16 protein-coding genes are annotated in these 15,571 nt (G+C 67.4%); 10 read left to right on the forward strand and 6 right to left on the reverse strand.

Going from position 1 to position 15,571, the window contains the following annotated elements; translation table 11 throughout:
* The first annotated feature begins 20 nt into the window (after window positions 1–20).
* Window positions 21–296 carry a hypothetical protein gene (locus RMCB_RS13480; protein ID WP_029371296.1) on the forward strand — a complete coding sequence of 92 codons (276 nt, stop codon included), beginning with the start codon at window positions 21–23 and terminating at the stop codon, window positions 294–296.
* A 9-nt stretch (window positions 297–305) separates the two neighbouring features.
* On the opposite strand, the gene RMCB_RS13485 is transcribed toward RMCB_RS13480, so the two are convergent.
* The 5 genes from RMCB_RS13485 to fadD8 form a co-directional block, all read right to left on the reverse strand.
* A complete protein-coding gene (locus RMCB_RS13485) occupies window positions 306–755 on the reverse strand; it encodes a nitroreductase family deazaflavin-dependent oxidoreductase (protein ID WP_062829169.1) in 450 nt (149 codons plus the stop codon).
* Window positions 756–764: 9 nt separating this feature from the next.
* On the reverse strand, window positions 765–1,454 hold the full coding sequence (locus tag RMCB_RS13490; protein ID WP_062829170.1) for an HAD family hydrolase: 690 nt from the start codon (window positions 1,452–1,454) through the stop codon (window positions 765–767).
* A gap of 15 nt (window positions 1,455–1,469) precedes the next feature.
* Window positions 1,470–2,708, reverse strand: a complete 1,239-nt coding sequence (locus tag RMCB_RS13495) for a GNAT family N-acetyltransferase (RefSeq protein WP_062829171.1) — start codon at window positions 2,706–2,708, stop codon at window positions 1,470–1,472.
* On the reverse strand, window positions 2,705–3,946 hold the full coding sequence (locus RMCB_RS13500) for an RNA polymerase sigma factor (protein ID WP_062829522.1): 1,242 nt from the start codon (window positions 3,944–3,946) through the stop codon (window positions 2,705–2,707). Before RMCB_RS13500 ends, RMCB_RS13495 begins: the two co-directional genes overlap by 4 nt.
* Window positions 3,947–4,081: 135 nt before the next feature.
* The gene (gene fadD8, locus RMCB_RS13505) at window positions 4,082–5,680 is read right to left on the reverse strand and encodes a fatty-acid--CoA ligase FadD8 (protein WP_062829172.1); all 1,599 of its coding nucleotides are present in this window, start codon (window positions 5,678–5,680) and stop codon (window positions 4,082–4,084) included.
* Window positions 5,681–5,831: 151 nt separating this feature from the next.
* Between fadD8 and RMCB_RS13510 the strand changes: the two genes are divergently transcribed.
* Window positions 5,832–6,071 (forward strand): hypothetical protein, encoded by a 240-nt coding sequence (locus RMCB_RS13510; RefSeq protein ID WP_062829173.1) that lies wholly within the window; start codon window positions 5,832–5,834, stop codon window positions 6,069–6,071.
* A gap of 50 nt (window positions 6,072–6,121) precedes the next feature.
* Here the strand turns inward: RMCB_RS13510 and RMCB_RS13515 are convergent, their stop codons facing one another.
* The gene (locus tag RMCB_RS13515; RefSeq protein WP_029371307.1) at window positions 6,122–6,580 is read right to left on the reverse strand and encodes a YciI family protein; all 459 of its coding nucleotides are present in this window, start codon (window positions 6,578–6,580) and stop codon (window positions 6,122–6,124) included.
* Window positions 6,581–6,724: 144 nt separating this feature from the next.
* Between RMCB_RS13515 and RMCB_RS13520 the strand changes: the two genes are divergently transcribed.
* From RMCB_RS13520 to RMCB_RS13555, 8 genes are all read left to right on the forward strand, one after another.
* The gene (locus RMCB_RS13520; RefSeq protein ID WP_062829174.1) at window positions 6,725–7,180 is read left to right on the forward strand and encodes an SRPBCC family protein; all 456 of its coding nucleotides are present in this window, start codon (window positions 6,725–6,727) and stop codon (window positions 7,178–7,180) included.
* Between the two features lie 37 nt (window positions 7,181–7,217).
* The gene (locus tag RMCB_RS13525) at window positions 7,218–8,834 is read left to right on the forward strand and encodes an amidohydrolase (protein WP_062829175.1); all 1,617 of its coding nucleotides are present in this window, start codon (window positions 7,218–7,220) and stop codon (window positions 8,832–8,834) included.
* Between the two features lie 29 nt (window positions 8,835–8,863).
* Complete coding sequence (locus RMCB_RS13530) at window positions 8,864–10,423, forward strand: long-chain-fatty-acid--CoA ligase (protein WP_029371310.1); 1,560 nt, start codon at window positions 8,864–8,866, stop codon at window positions 10,421–10,423.
* Window positions 10,424–10,438: 15 nt separating this feature from the next.
* The gene (locus RMCB_RS13535; RefSeq protein WP_072278468.1) at window positions 10,439–11,398 is read left to right on the forward strand and encodes an o-succinylbenzoate synthase; all 960 of its coding nucleotides are present in this window, start codon (window positions 10,439–10,441) and stop codon (window positions 11,396–11,398) included.
* Window positions 11,399–11,443: 45 nt separating this feature from the next.
* Window positions 11,444–12,589 carry an LLM class flavin-dependent oxidoreductase gene (locus RMCB_RS13540; protein WP_029371313.1) on the forward strand — a complete coding sequence of 382 codons (1,146 nt, stop codon included), beginning with the start codon at window positions 11,444–11,446 and terminating at the stop codon, window positions 12,587–12,589.
* Between the two features lie 10 nt (window positions 12,590–12,599).
* The gene (locus tag RMCB_RS13545) at window positions 12,600–13,745 is read left to right on the forward strand and encodes an LLM class flavin-dependent oxidoreductase (protein WP_062829176.1); all 1,146 of its coding nucleotides are present in this window, start codon (window positions 12,600–12,602) and stop codon (window positions 13,743–13,745) included.
* Between the two features lie 117 nt (window positions 13,746–13,862).
* Window positions 13,863–14,831 (forward strand): GlxA family transcriptional regulator, encoded by a 969-nt coding sequence (locus RMCB_RS13550; protein ID WP_062829524.1) that lies wholly within the window; start codon window positions 13,863–13,865, stop codon window positions 14,829–14,831.
* 11 nt (window positions 14,832–14,842) lie between these two features.
* Window positions 14,843–15,556, forward strand: coding sequence for a DJ-1/PfpI family protein (locus RMCB_RS13555; protein ID WP_062829177.1), 714 nt, complete (start codon window positions 14,843–14,845; stop codon window positions 15,554–15,556).
* The last annotated feature ends 15 nt before the right edge of the window (window positions 15,557–15,571 follow it).

The following is a 15,571-nucleotide window of genomic DNA, read 5'->3' on the forward strand; positions in this document are numbered from 1 at the left end:
CGCGGACAGAAAGGGCTGCGATGAAACGCTCGGCAGGCATGTTGTTCTCTGGCCTGGTCGCCGGTGTGATGTTGGTCGGCTGCTCGCCGGCTGCCACCGGCGGCGACACCAGTTGCAAGGACTACCTGGGTGCGGACGAGAAGACCCAGAACGACGCCGTGGCAAAGATGCTCAAGGACGAGAAGGGCACCGACGCGGCCCAGCTGGAGATCACCGGGACCAAGGTGTCGGTGCAGACGTTCTGTCAGACGGCCGGCAAGCAGGACAGCAAGATCAAGGAGGCGCCGCACCTCTGACGCACGGGATCACACCGGGTCGAGCCGAAATACCGCGCAGCGGCCGGCGAGGGCTTCGAACTCGTCGGGGTTCGGCCCGGTGACCAACCCGGCGTTCTTCATGAACCCGACGCCGGTGGGCACCAGGATGGGGAACTGCCGCAGGAGCGGGCGGGCCTGGTCGGCGGGGATCTCGACCATGCGCACGCGCTGGGCGCGGCGGCCCTGGTTGATGGTCGCCTCGCCGGCGGCGCGTGCGTTGGCGGCCCAGTCCCCTCCAGGTAGGCCGGCCACGATGTAGCGCTCGCCGTCGACGGTCATCGGGGTCACCGGAGTCGTACGTGGCTTGCCTGTCTTTCGGCCGGTCACGGTCAGTACGACCGGGCCGTTGTCGCCGCCGACGCCGAGCTTGTTGAGTCCGATCATCACTTTGTTGACGTACTTGAGCCACCACGGTGGCCGGATGCGTTCGTCAGCCATGACCCCACACTAGGTGGAGATTCCGAAGCGGGTCAGGGCCGAACGCAGCCCGTCGGGTCGCTCGGCGGTGGGCAACGGGTCGACCAGCGCGAACTGGCACCCCAGTGCCCGCGCGCCGCCGTCGGCTTCTTCGCTGTCGCCGACCATCAGGGCGTCGGTGGCGGCCACCCCGAGCTTGTCCAGTGCGGCGGCGAAGATCGCTGCGTCGGGCTTGATCGCGCCCACCTCGAAGGACAGCACGAACTCGTCGACGTAGGCGTCGGCGCCGGCGGAAGCGAACGCCGGCCGCACGTCGAACGCGATGTTGGACACCACGGCCGTCCGGATACCTTGTGATTTAAGGTTTTTCAGGACATCGGCGGTGTCGGGGTAGGCCGTCCAGCTGGCCGGGTCGATGACCCGGTCATACAGCGACTCGGCGTGGTGATCGGCGAGTCCCGACTCGCGCAGCACGTGCAGGTAGGCCTCGCGGTGCAGATGCGGGGCCAGGTCGCGGTTCACCCACGCGTGGTACTGCTCGTCGGACATCTCCACCGACCGCCCGGTGGGCGCGGTGAGGCGGCGCATCAACTCCGCCTGCACATGGCCGTCGACCTCGTGCTCGTCGACGGCCATCCCCGCGAACCAGCTGTCGTCCTCCTCAAGGCGAAACAGAGTTCCCGAAAAGTCGAACATCACCGCATGCACCATGCGAACCATCGTGCCAGCCGGCGACTAGAAGTCGTCGGGCACGCTGGGAGCGGTCGGCCAGCCGAAGCCGACCGCGGCCCGCTGCGCCGATCCCTCGGTGAGCTCGACGGCCAATCCGGCCGCGGTCAAGGACTGCAGGCTGACGCCACCCAGGTAGATGGCCCCGAGATCGCGCGCGGTGATGGCGATATCGGCTGGATCCGTGGTGGTTTCGCATTCTGCGCCGTCGGGACCGCCGCGCAACCGGAACCGGCCGGTGTTCCAGGGGCAGAACTCGTCGGTCACCTCGAGTACGACGTCGATCGGCGCGGCGTAACGGCGCAACGTCAACGCGCGGGCGACGTCCACCAACCGCACGTAGATACCGTCGCTCACGTCGCATTGCAACGCGCGCTGGTCGGCCACCAGGTATCGCAGCGGTTCGTCCACGGCGGCGCCGTAGAAGGTGACGCTGCGCACCAGATCCATGTCCAACAGGTACCGCCAGAGCCGGGCGTACGCGCGGTGATGCGTCGCCCGCACCTCCTGGACATGCAATTCGGCAGCTGGCTGTCCGGTGTCTGCCCAGTGCGATTTGGGGCGGTAGATGGCGAATCCGCTGACGGTGCCGTCGGCGTCGTGGTGCACCGCGAAGCGGATCTTGCCGGATTCCTTCTGGCGCTCCTCGTTGTCGTGGATCCAGGCATCCCACCAGGGACGGGTTCTGGCCATCTGACCGGTCTTGTGCGCGACCGCTTGTCGGTAGATGTCCGGTGCGACGCTCAGCAGCGTTTCGGCATCGACTGCCGTCACCGAGCCGTCGCCGAGGTCGACGTCCGGGCGGAACGCGAGCTCACGTACCTGCCCCTTCAACGTGGCGCTGGAGCATGCCATGCCGTAGCCAAAACGCCCGTAGATCAACGCTTCTGAGGCGAACAAGATGGCGAGCGCCTCGCCGCGGGTTCGGATGTCGTCGAGTTGATGGCGCATCATCGCCGTCAGCAGACCGCGACGGCGATGGCTGGGCGAGACGGTGACGACCGTGACGGCGGCCACCGGCGCGGTGACGCCTCCGGGCAGCACCACGTCCCGGGAGAACGCCCCCGCCGTCGACGCCCACCGCTGCCCGTCGTGAAACCCGAACATCCGGTCGAGGTCGGTGAACTCGCGGATCAGATCGATCTCGTCCATCCGGGGGTCTTGCAGGAACACCCCGTATGACGCGGACATGAACTCTCGGAAGTCTTCGTCGTCGGTGGTTGCGCGCAGGATCAGTTCAGTCACATGGTTCTGCTTACCGCACCGGGAGTGTCCGGGGCACCTGAATATTTCGGCGCGTCAGCACCTGCCGCCTTCTCCAGCAGCACAGCGCGTTCGCGTTCGTTGGCCGTCATGGCCGCGGCCCGCTCGAATTCGGTTGCGGCCTCGGCATCGCGGCCTAGCCGCGACAGCAGCTCCCCACGTACGCTCGGCAACAGGTACGAGTCGTCCAACCCGGTGATCCCGTCCACGATCGGCAGCGCGGCAGCGGGCCCGTCGCGCATCGCCACTGCCACCGCCCTGTTCAGTTCCACCACGGGCGACGGTGTGATCTGGAGCAGTGCGTCGTAGATCGACACGATGCGGGCCCAGTCGGTGTCGGCGGCGGTGGGTGCGACGGCATGGCATTCGGCCAATGCGGCCTGCAATGCGTACGGACCCCAACCTCGTTGCCGGGCAGACTCTTTGGCGCGCTCCAGCCGGTCGATGCCGCGGTGGATCTGGGCGCGGTCCCAGCGGGTGCGGTCCTGATCCTCCAGAAGCACGGGGTTACCGTCGGCGTCGGTGCGGGCGGCGAACCGCGACGATTGGAATTCCATCAACGCCACCAGCCCCTGTACTTCGGGTTCGTCCGGGGCGAGCGCAGCCAGCACCCGGCCCAGTCGCAGTGCCTCACTGCACAATTCGTCCCGGATCCAGCGCTGACCCGATGACGCCGCGTAGCCCTCGTTGAACACCAGGTAGATCACGCCGAGCACGGCGGCCAGCCGCGCACCGAACTCGGCACGGTCGGGCACTTCGAACGGCACGCCGGCAAGCGCCTTCTTGGCGCGGGTGATCCGCGCCGCCATGGTCGCCTTCGACGTCAGGAAGGCCTTGGCGATCTCCTCGGTGCTCAGACCGCCGATCACCCGCAGGGTCAGGGCGATCTGCGCTTCCCGCGACAACAGGGGATGGGCCGCGATGAAGATGAGCCGCAGCACGTCGTCGTCGATACGGTCGGGGTCCCACGCTTCGTCGACGTGGTCGGCGAGTTCACGGGCCAGCACCGCGTACTTGGTGTCCAGGTTCTCCTGGCGGCGGAAGTGGTCGATCGCCTTGCGCTTGGCCACCGTCGTGAGCCAGGCGCCGGGATTGCGTGGCACCCCGGTCTGCGGCCACTGTGTCAGCGCGTCGAGAAGCGCGTCGGCCGCCATGTCCTCGGCCAGGCCGACGTCGCCGACCGCACGCGTCAGCGTCGCGACGATCTTGGCGGCCTCCATGCGCCACACCGCGTCGACAGTGTCCCGCAGATCCTCAGCCACCTCCCCATTGTGCCGAGCAGACGTGGAGGTGCCCCGACACGCCGCAAAACCGGGACCTTTGCGTCTGCTCGCGCAGGGGACTCGCGTGAAAACTCAGCCCACCGACCGTTCGGCACCTGCCCAGAACTGCGCCCGCACCGCCTTCTTGTCCGGCTTGCCCAGCGCCGTCACCGGCACGGAGTCCACCACGATCACCTGTTTGGGCGATTGCACGGAACCCTTGCGTTCCTTGACCGCGGCCTGGATCTCGGCGGTCATCGTCGCCACGGCTGTGTCGTCGGAAGCGGCATCGGGCCGCAGCACCACCACGGCCGTCACCGCTTCGCCCCACTTCTCGTCGGGAGTTCCGATCACGCACACCTGGGCCACTGAAGGATGTTCGGCGACAACGTCTTCCACTTCGCGGGGGAATACGTTGAAGCCGCCGGTGACGATCATGTCCTTGGTCCGGTCGACGATGTACCAGAAACCGTCCTCGTCTTCACGGGCCAGGTCGCCGGTGTGCATCCAGCCGTCCCTGAAGGTTTCGGCGGTCGCCTCCGGCAGCTTCCAGTACCCGCCCGACAGCAGCGGCCCGGACACACAGATCTCGCCGACCTCGCCCTGGGGCACGCGATTGCCGTCGGCGTCCAGCAGCGCGGTCCGCGCGAACAGCGTGGGCCGCCCGCATGAGGTGAGCCGCTTCTCGTCGTGGTCCTTCTTCGACAGGTACGTGATGACCATCGGGGCCTCGGACTGTCCGTAGTACTGCGCGAAGATGGGGCCGAATCGCCGGATCGCCTCCTTCAAACGCACCGGGTTCATCGCCGACGCGCCGTAGTACACGGTCTGCAGCGACGACAGATCGCGGGTGTGCGAATCCGGGTGATCCATCAGTGCGTAGATCATCGACGGCACCAGCATGGTCGCGGTGATCTTCTGTTCCTCGATGACCCGCAGCACCTCGGCCGGGTCGAACTTCGTCAGCACGATCAGCTCACCGCCCTTGACGACGGTCGGCACGAAGAACGCGGCCCCGGCATGCGACAGCGGCGTGCACATCAGGAAGCGCGGGTTCTCGGGCCATTCCCACTCGGCGAGCTGGATGGTGGTCATGGTGCTGATGGACTGCACGGTGCCGATGACGCCCTTGGGCTTGCCGGTGGTGCCGCCGGTGTAGGTGAGCCCGCCGATGTGGTCGGGTGCCAGGTCGGCGGCGACCAGCGGCTGCGGGCTGTACTTGGCGGCCTCGGCGGCCAGGTCGACGGCCATGCCCTCCAGTTCGGCGGGCACCGGGCCGATGGTGAGCACCTGGCGCAGCGAAGGCACCTTGTCCAGCAGGCCGAGTGCGCGTTCGACGAAGGCCGGGGTCGGGTCGATGATCAGCGAGGTGACCTCGGCGTCGGCCAGCACGTAGGCGTGGTCGTCGAGGGACCCCAGTGGGTGCAGGGCGGTGCGCCGGTAGCCCTGTGTCTGGCCGGCGCCGATGATCATCAGCACCTCGGGGCGGTTCAGCGACAGCAGCCCGACGGCCGCGCCGGTGCCGGCACCGAGCGCCTCGAAGGCCTGGATGTATTGGCTGATGCGGTCGGCGAGCTGGCCACCGGTCAAGGTGGTGTCGCCGAGGAACAGGACCGGCTTGTCCTTGTTGCGCTTGAGGGCGCCGACGGTGAGGTGGCCGGAGTGCAGGGGATGGCGCAGCAGGTCACTCATGCCGTCCAGACTAGAACGTGTTCCAGAAATCTCCGAGAGGGATGGGCCAATCCGTCGATTGGGGTAGTGCACTACGCGCGTTTGTGCAGGTGGATCTTCGTAATGTGCCAGTTATCCGACATCGGTGACAGGCCATCGGAGGAGGTTTGTCATGGCACACCCATTCACGAATCCACTGCCCGGGCCACGCTCGACCGCGCTGCTGGTGGTCTTCGGTGCCCTCATGGCGGCCGCATTCGGCGTGGTCGGATCGGCCGAGCCCGCGCAGGCCGCCGCGCAGTGCAGATTCGACACGCACAGTCCGATGTTCCTGCCGACCGACGATGTGTACCAGCGCCCGTTGCCGCTGGTGCCACACGCGGCCGAACTGGGCGGACCGTGCCGGTTGTGACGTCCGGTCCCCGGCGGTGATCTCGCCCGCCGGGGACCGTGGGACCGTCGTCAGCGGTTGGCGGCCTTACGCGCTTCGACGGCAAGCTTCTCGGCGAGCTCGGCCTTCCACTGGATTTCCTTCTGCACCCATTCGTTGTCCTGCGGGAATTCCTCGGTGTCATGGACTCGGCGCACCTCGAGCTTGACGCCCTTGCCCAGCGGGCACTTCACGGCCCACTGCCGCGCCTCTTCCTTCGAGGACACGTCGAGAATCCAGAAACCGTTGAACAGCTCCTTGGCCTCGGCGTACGGGCCGTCGGTCACCACCGGTGGGTCGGCGTTGAAGTCGACGACGAAGCCCTCTTCCGGTCCGGCCAGACCCTCGCCGGCCAGCAGCACGCCGGCTTTGATGAGCTCCTCGTTGTAGCGGCCCATCGCCGCGATGATCTCGTTGAAGTCGATGTTCAGCTCCGCCATCGCGGCCTCGGCCTCGGGGGTGGACCGCATGATCAGCATGTAGCGCGACATTGTCGTGTCTCCTTCTGGAGTAGGGAAGGGGCTCGCTTATCGTGCCCTCGTTGACACGTCGAACGGCACCCCGCGGAATCGACACGGCGGGAGAAATTTCTTGAAAGATTTTCGACGACGGGGAGAGCACCGGAAGGAAGCCGTATGACCGAACTGGTCCAGGCCATCGCGGCCCACCAATTTTCCGCACCTGCCGAGCGGGTGTTCGACGCGTGGCTGAACCCGGCCGACGTACGGGCGTGGTTGAGCCAGCCGATCGACGACAACCCGGGCTTCGACGTCCGGCGGGTCGAGACCGACCCACGAGTCGGCGGCCGCTTCACGTTCTCGGATCAGCGGGAGCAGCAGGAGGCGGTGCACTGGGGCTACTACCGCGAGATCGACCGGCCGGCGACGTTGGAGTTCACCTGGTTCACCTCCGAGGACGAGGAGCGCGAGGACAGTTCCGTTGTGAGACTGACGCTTTCGCCGCTACCGCAAGGATGTGAGGCGACGATCGTGCACAGCATGGATGAGCGATACGCGCAGTGGGTCGAGCAGACCGCGCGGGGCTGGACGATGCTGATGCGCAAGATCGACCTCGCCGTTGGCGGCGAGTAGCCGCCCACCGGCGTTCTGACGGCTTAGCATCCACGCTATGGCCAGCCCGACGCAGTCCGCCGACCTCGTCATCTTCGGCAACATCGTCACCGTCGACCCCGATCGACCGACCGCCGAGGCGCTCGCCGTGCGCGATGGCAGGATCGTGGCGGTCGGCGGCCGTGCCGATGTGCAGGCCTGGGTCGGCGCCGAAACCGATGTCCGTGAGGTCGACGGCTGCGTGTTGCCAGGCTTCGTCGAAGCGCACGGGCATCCGTTGATGGAGGCGGTGGCGCTGTCGGATCGGATGGTCGACATCCGGCCGGTGACCCTGCGCAACGCCGACGACGTGGTGGCCGCCATCCACGCTGAGGTCGCCAAGCGCGGGGCCGACGGGGCCTACCTCAACGGTTGGGATCCGTTGCTGCAGAAGGGCTTACCCGAACCGAACCTGGCCTGGCTCGACAGCGTGGCCGACACCCCGCTGGTCATCATGCACAACTCCGGGCACAAGGCGTATTTCAACACCGCGGCGGCGCAGGCCGCGGGACTCACGCGGGACACCCCCGATCCCAAGGGCGCCAAGTACGGCCACGACGCCAACGGCGATCTCGACGGCACCGCAGAGGAATCCGCCGCGGTGTTCCCGTTGCTGGGCGGCGCCATCCATCCGCACGACTATCCCGCCATGCTGCTGGCCGAATGCGCGCGGCTCAACCGGGCCGGCCTGACGACCTGCTCGGAGATGGCGTTCGACCCGATGTTCCGGCCGCTGCTGGCCGGCATGCACGATCAGCTGACCGTGCGGCTGCGCACCTACGAGATGTCGACCGCCGAATTGCACACGGACGCCAGCCCGTTCGACGGGGACGATCTGGTGCGTCAGGTCGGGATCAAGATCTGGGTCGACGGATCACCGTGGATCGGCAACATCGACCTCACCTTCCCGTACCTCGACACCGACGCCACCCGGACCATCGGCGTGGTGCCCGGATCTTGCGGGCACGCCAACTACACAAAAGAGCAACTCGCCGAGATCGTCGGCACCTTCTACCCCAAGGGCTGGCAGATGTCCTGTCACGTGCACGGCGACAGAGGCGTGGACACCATCCTCGACGTCTACGAAGAGGCCCTGCGGGCCCACCCGCGTGACGACCACCGGCTGCGGCTGGAACACGTCGGCGCCATCACTCCCGCGCAGTTGCAGCGCGCCCACGATCTGGGCGTGACGGCCAGCATCTTCGTCGACCAGTTGCACTACTGGGGTGACGTGATCGTCGACGGGTTGTTCGGCCCCGAGCGCGGTGAGACGTGGATGCCGTGCGGTTCGGCCGTTGCCACCGGCATGCGGATCTCGCTGCACAACGATCCGCCGGTCACCCCGGAGGAACCGCTGCGCAACATCAGCGTCGCGGCCACCCGCACCGCTCCCAGCGGCCGCGTGCTCGGGCCCGAGGAGCGGCTGACCGTCGAGCAGGGGATCCGGGCGCAAACCATCGATGCGGCGTGGCAATTGTTCGCCGACAACGTGATCGGTTCGCTGGAGGTCGGCAAGTACGCCGACCTGGTGGTGGTGTCGGCGAACCCGCTGACGGTACCGGCCGAAGCCGTCGCCGACCTGGAGGTACGCGCCACCTATCTGGCCGGTCGCCAGGTTTACCCGAAAGCCGGTTGACGGTGAGCGTGCCATGGCACGCTCACCTCATGTCTGATTTGCCGACACCGAAGTTTCTCGACGAGCGGGTGGCGCACTGGGCGGCGACCAAACCCGATGAAGAGGCCATCACCTATCTGAGCCGGACGTGGACGTGGTCGCAATGGTATGACCGCATCCGCCGGGCTGCCGGTGCGCTGAGCGCCAAGGGCATCAAGCGCGGCGACGTCGTCGCGTTCCTGGACAAGAACCATCCGGCGTGTGCCGAGGTGGTGCTCGCCGCGGCATCGCTGGGCGCGGCCACGGCCATCATCAACTTCCGGCTCGCGGCCGACGAAATGGACTATGTCCTCAACGATTCCGGGGCGAAGGTCTTGTTCGTGGGGGCCGAGCTGAAGCCGGGTGTCGAGGCCATCCGGGACAAGCTGCCGAATGTCGGCGAGATCATCGAGGTCAAACCTGAGGGCGACGACGAGTACGAGGCGATGCTGGCGGCGGCGACCCCGCAGGGCCGCGCCGCGGACGTCCAGAGCGACGACGTCTGCATCATCATGTACTCCTCGGGCACCACGGGCCGGCCGAAGGGCGTGGCGCTGACCCAGGCCAACGTCATCGCCCACACCATCAACGCGTTCGACAGCTGGGTCGCCGAGCCGGACGACAAGAACCTCGTGGCGATGCCCCTGTTCCACGTCGGTGGGACGTCATACATGCAGTACGGCCTGCACAACGGCATCCCGAGCTACATGACCCGCGACGTCGACGGCATGGCGCTGGCCGGCGGCATCCTGGCCGGCGCCAATCGGACTTTCCTGGTGCCCGCGGTGCTGGCCAAGGTGCTCGACACCGGTCCGGAAGCCGTGCAGTTGTTCGGCGGCTTGAAGACCTACGCGTACGGCGCGTCGCCCATGCCGCTGCCGCTGCTGCGCCAGGCGCTGCAGGCCTGGCCCGAGACCGAGTTCATCCAGGTGTACGGGCTCACCGAGGTGTGCGGTGTGGTCACCCGGCTGATGCCCGAGGATCACCGTTCGGGTGACGAGGAGCGCATGGTCAGTGCGGGCAAGCTCATCCCGCAGGCCGAGGTGCGGGTCGTCGACCCCGATACCCTAGAAGACGTCCCCGCCGGCTCGCAGGGTGAATTGTGGTTCCGCACACCGCAATTGATGAAGGGCTATCACAACAAGCCGGAGGCCACCGCTGAGGCCATCACGGCCGACGGCTGGTTCCGCACCGGCGACATCGGCCGTATCGACGCCGACGGATATGTGTTCGTCGAGGACCGGCTCAAGGACATGATCATCTCCGGCGGCGAGAACATCTACTCGATCGAGGTCGAGCGGGTGCTGGCCGAGCACCCCGCTGTCACCGAGGTCGCGGTCTTCGGCGTGCCCGACGAGAAGTGGGGTGAGGCCGTCAAGGCCGTCGTCGCCGTCGAGGGCGAAGCCTCAGAGGCCGATCTGATCGCGTGGGCGCGCGAGCGGCTGGCCGCCTACAAGTGCCCCAAGACCGTCGACTTCATGGAGGCGCTGCCGCGCAACCCCACCGGCAAGATCATGAAGAAAGATCTGCGCAAGCCGCACTGGGAGGGGCACGACCGCGCCACCGTGTGAGGCAGCATGTGAGGCGTGCCTTCACTCGATGATCTGCTGGAGCGGCTGCATGTGGTCTCCCTGCCCATGCGGGTCCGGTTCCGTGGCATCACGGTTCGCGAGCTTGCGCTGATCGACGGACCGGCCGGCTGGGGTGAGTTCGGCGCGTTCGTCGAATACCAGCCGCCCGAGGCCGCGGCGTGGCTGGGCTCGGCGATCGAGGCCGCCTACCGGCCGGCCCCGCCGGTGCTGCGCGACCGGGTGCCGATCAACGCGACCGTCCCGGCAGTCGACGCCGCCCGGGTACCCGAGGTGCTCGACCGCTTCCCCGGCGCGCGGACCGCCAAGGTCAAGGTGGCCGAGGCCGGCCAGTCCCTGGCCGACGACGTCGCGCGCGTCAACGCCGTACGCGAACGCGTACCGACCGTGCGGGTCGACGCCAACGCCGGCTGGACCGTGTCCGAGGCGGTCGACGCCGCAGCCGCTCTGAGCGCCGATGGTGACCTGGAGTACATCGAACAGCCCTGTGCCACAGTCGAAGAGCTGGCAGCGCTGCGCAGCATGATCGACGTGCCGATCGCCGCCGACGAGTCGATCCGCAAGGCGGAGGATCCGCTGCGGGTGGTACGGGCCGGGGCCGCTGACGTGGCGGTGCTCAAGGTGGCGCCGCTGGGCGGCGTATCGCGGATGCTGGAGATCGCCGCGCAGATCGACATCCCGATCGTGGTGTCCAGCGCGCTGGATTCCGCGGTCGGGATCAGCCGCGGGCTCCTGGCGGCCGCGGCGCTGCCGGAGTTGCAGCACGCCTGCGGGCTGGGCACCGGCGGGCTGTTCGTCGAGGACGTGGTCGCACCCGCGGTTCCCACCGACGGGTTTCTGCCGGTCGGCCCCGTCGTGCCGGAGCCGGATCGGCTCGCCGCGCTCGCTGCGGCGCCGGACCGGCAGCAATGGTGGATCGACCGCGTGCGGGCCTGCTATCCGCTGCTATTCGAGTAGACGCTTACTCTAGGGAACCCGGCCAGGTCGTTCGACACTCGTGCAATGTCTGGCATGCGTGTGGGCCTTCTCGATCCGGCCGTCGCTTCCCGCCCCGCGGCGGACAGCTTCACCCGGGCCGGCTATCTGAGTGCCGTTGCCACCGGAATCGACTCCTTCTGGTTGCCTGACCATCTCAACAGTCTGTTTCCGCGGGCCCTGTGGCAGCCGAAGTACTGCGGCGGTGCGAAACTCCTGCCGTCCGTCGACGCCTATCTGGAACCGTGGACCATGTTGGGCAATCTCGCGGCGCGCAATCGGGTCGGCCGGCTGCGGCTGGGCGTCGGGGTCACCGACTCCGGCCGACGCAATCCGGCGGTCACCGCGCAGGCCGCGGCGACGATGAACCTGCTCACGAGGGGGCGGTTCATCTTGGGCGTCGGCTCCGGTGAGCGTGAGGGCAACGAGCCCTACGGGGTGGACTGGTCGAAGCCGGTCGCACGGTTCGAAGAGGCAATGGCCACCATCCGAGCCTTGTGGGATTCCAAAGGCGAACTCGTGAACCGGGATTCGCCGTTCTTCCCGTTGCGCAACGCGATCTTCGACCTACCGGCGTACCGCGGAAAGTGGCCGCCGATCTGGATCGCCGCGCACGGTCCGCGGATGTTGCGGACAGTCGGACGCTACGCCGACGGCTACTTCCCCGCGTTTCCGCACACACCGCAGGAGTATGCGCAGCGCCTCGATGCGGTGCGGTCGGCGGCTTCGGATGCCGGTCGTGACCCGATGTCGATCACGCCTGCGGTGGCACTCTCGGTCTTCACGGCACCGACCCGAGCCGAAGTGGACGACGTGCTCGAATCCGAGATCGTGCGGGCCGGTGCGCTGCTCGCCTCCGATGAGTTCTTCGCGCGCCACGGTGCGCAGCATCCGTTGGGCGTCGGATTCGCTGGTGCACAGGATGTCCTGCCCCAGGAATGGGACGAGGAAACAGTGTTGTCCCACATCAAAGGCATCCCGACGGGTGTAATGCGCGAGATGGGACTGATCGGAACTCCGGCCGAGATCATGGATCGGGCAGCGCAGTGGCGCGACAGCGGGGTTCGCTACATCGTCGTGCTCAACAGCACTGTTCTGCAGCCCAGCCTGCGCAAAGGGCTTGCGGCACAGCGTCTGTTCTACTCCGTCGTCCGCAAGCTCAAGAAACTCTAGGAGTCGCCCCATGTCTGGATTTCGCGTCGGCATCATGGATCCGGCGATCGCCTCGCGGCCTCGCGCGGACTCGTTCACCCGGGCCAACTACCTCAGCGCGGTCGCGTGTGGTGTCGACTCCGTGTGGGTGCCCGATCATCTGAATGCGTTGTTTCCCAGGACACTGTGGCAGCCGAAGTTTGCCGCAGGCGCAAAGATGTTGCCGTCGGCGGACGCCTACCTGGAGCCGTGGACCATGCTGGGCAATCTCGCGGCGCGCAACCGGATGGCCCGCCTGCGGCTGGGCGTCTCCGTGACCGACACCGGGCGGCGCAACCCGGCGGTCACCGCGCAGGCCGCCGCGACGATGAACCTGCTCACCCGAGGCCGCTTCATCCTGGGTATCGGCACCGGTGAGCGCGAGGGCAACGAGCCTTACGGCGTGGAGTGGTCGAAGCCGGTGGCGCGCTTCGAAGAGGCGATGGCCACCATTCGTGCCTTGTGGGATTCCAAAGGTGAACTGGTGAACCGGGATTCGCCGTACTTTCCGCTGCGCAACGCGATCTTCGACCTGCCTGCGTATCGGGGCACATGGCCGCCGATCTGGATCGCCGCCCACGGACCCCGCATGCTACGAGCGGTGGGGCGTTACGCCGACGGCTACTTCCCGGCGTTCCCGCACACCCCGGAGGAATATGCCCAGCGCCTGGATGCTCTGCGGTCTGCGGCATCGGATGCCGGACGTGACCCGATGGCGATCACGCCTGCGCTGTGGGTCATGATCGTGCCGGGGCGCAACCAGGACGATGTCGACGAGGCCCTGGACTCGGAGGTCACCAGGGCCGGTGCGCTGCTCGCGTCTGACGAGTACTTCGCGCGGCACGGAGCCGAACATCCGTTGGGTGTCGGTTTCAGTGGCGCGCAAGACATCCTGCCGCAGGATTGGGACGAGCAGACCGCGCTGTCCTACATCAAGAAGGTGCCGATGTCGGTGCTGCGCGATATGTACGTGTGCGGGACGACCGACGAGATCGTCGACCGCGCGATGCAGTGGCGTAACGCCGGAGTGCGCTACCTGGTGGTTGCCAATATCGGTCCGCTGCAACGCAATCTGCGTAAGGGGCTGCTGTCGACCGTCTTGTTCGCTCAGGCGGTCCGCAAGCTCAAGAAGTTGTAATCAGACCCGTCACGCCGGCACCTGACGGCGTCGGGCGGTCATGGCGCCCCAAGTCATGTCCTGATCTGTGGGGTGCATGGCATAGACGACACGGCCGACATCGCCAAGACTGAAGTCATGACGCGATCGGTGGTGATCCTCGGCTACGCCGGCGTACAAGCGCTCGACTTGGTCGGACCGTTCGACGTGTTCACCGGCGCCACCTTGCACCTGGCCAGTCAGGGGCGCACCGACGAGGGCTACACCGCCGCGCTGGTGTCGATCGACGGTCAGCCCGTCGCGACGCTGACCGGCCTGGAATTCGTCGCACAACCACCGCCGGACCCGAACTTGCCGATCGACACCATCGTCATCCCGGGCGGTGTCGGCGCCGACGCCGCCCGCGCCAACCCGGCCGTCATCGACTGGATCAGAACCGCGGCGCCGCACGCCCGCCGCGTCGTGACGGTGTGCACCGGCGCGTTCATCGCCGCCCAGGCCGGGTTGCTCGACGGATGCCCGGCCACCACCCACTGGGCCTCGGCCGGTCGCTTGGCGGAGGAGTTCCCCGCGGTGGCAGTCGATCCCGAGCCGATCTTCGTCCGCAGCTCCGACCGCGTCTGGACGGCGGCGGGCGTCACCTCGGGCATCGACCTGGCGCTCAAACTGGTCGAGGACGACTTCGGCACCGACGTCGCCCAGACCGTCGCCCGCTGGCTGGTGCTGTACTTGCGACGTCCGGGCGGGCAGACGCAGTTCGCCGCGCCGGTGTGGATGCCCCGGGCCAAACGCGAACCCATCCGCGATGTCCAGGAGGCCATCGAGGCCCAGCCCGGTGGCGCGCACAGCGTCGCCGAACTCGCGCGCCGCGCCGCCATGAGCCCACGCCACTTCACCCGGGTGTTCACCGATGAGGTCGGTGAGGCGCCGGGTGCCTACGTCGAGCGCATCCGCACCGATGCCGCGCGTCGTCAGCTCGAGGAGACCGACGACACCGTGACCGCCATCGCGATGCGCTGCGGGTTCGGCACCGCGGAAACCATGCGGCGCAATTTCGTTCGGCGGATCGGCATTTCACCCGACCAATACCGAAAAACCTTCGCCTGAAAAGAGGAAACATGCAGATCGCCATCGTCCTGTACCCCGGATTCACCGCGCTCGACTTCATCGGGCCCTACGAGATCCTGCACTACCTGCCCGACGCAGAGGTTCGGTTCGTATGGCACGAGCCCGGCCCGATCACCGCGGACTCCGGCGTGCTCGTCATCGGCGCCACGCACTCGTTCGACGAAACCCCTTCTCCGGACCTCATTCTGGTGCCCGGCGGACCGACGACCATCGAGCACACCCGCGACGAGAAGCTCATTGCATGGCTGCGTCAGGCCCATGAGACCGCGAGCTGGACGACGTCGGTGTGCTCGGGTTCGGTGCTGCTGGCCGCCGCGGGCATCCTGCGTGACCGCCGTGCGACATCGCACTGGATGGCATTGCCGGTCCTGAAGACCCTCGGCGTGACGCCGGTCTCCGATGAGCGGATCGTCAACGCAGGCGATCAGATCGTGACCGCCGCGGGCGTCTCGGCGGGAATCGACCTGGCGATGTGGCTGGCCGGCCAGATCGCGGGCGAAGCCAAGGCCAAGGCCATCCAGCTGGGCATCGAGTACGACCCGCAGCCGCCGTTCGATTCCGGTCACATGTCCAAGGCGTCCGCAGCGACCAAAGCGGCCGCGACGGCCATGCTGTCGAAGGACGCGATGAAGCCCGCCGCACTCAAGGCGACCACGCTGCTGCTGTGGGACCGCGCACTCGACGCCGTGCGCGCCCGCCGCTGAATCCACAGCCGCGTC

Source organism: Mycolicibacterium brisbanense (genome assembly GCF_001570425.1).
Lineage (GTDB): Bacteria > Actinomycetota > Actinomycetes > Mycobacteriales > Mycobacteriaceae > Mycobacterium > Mycobacterium brisbanense.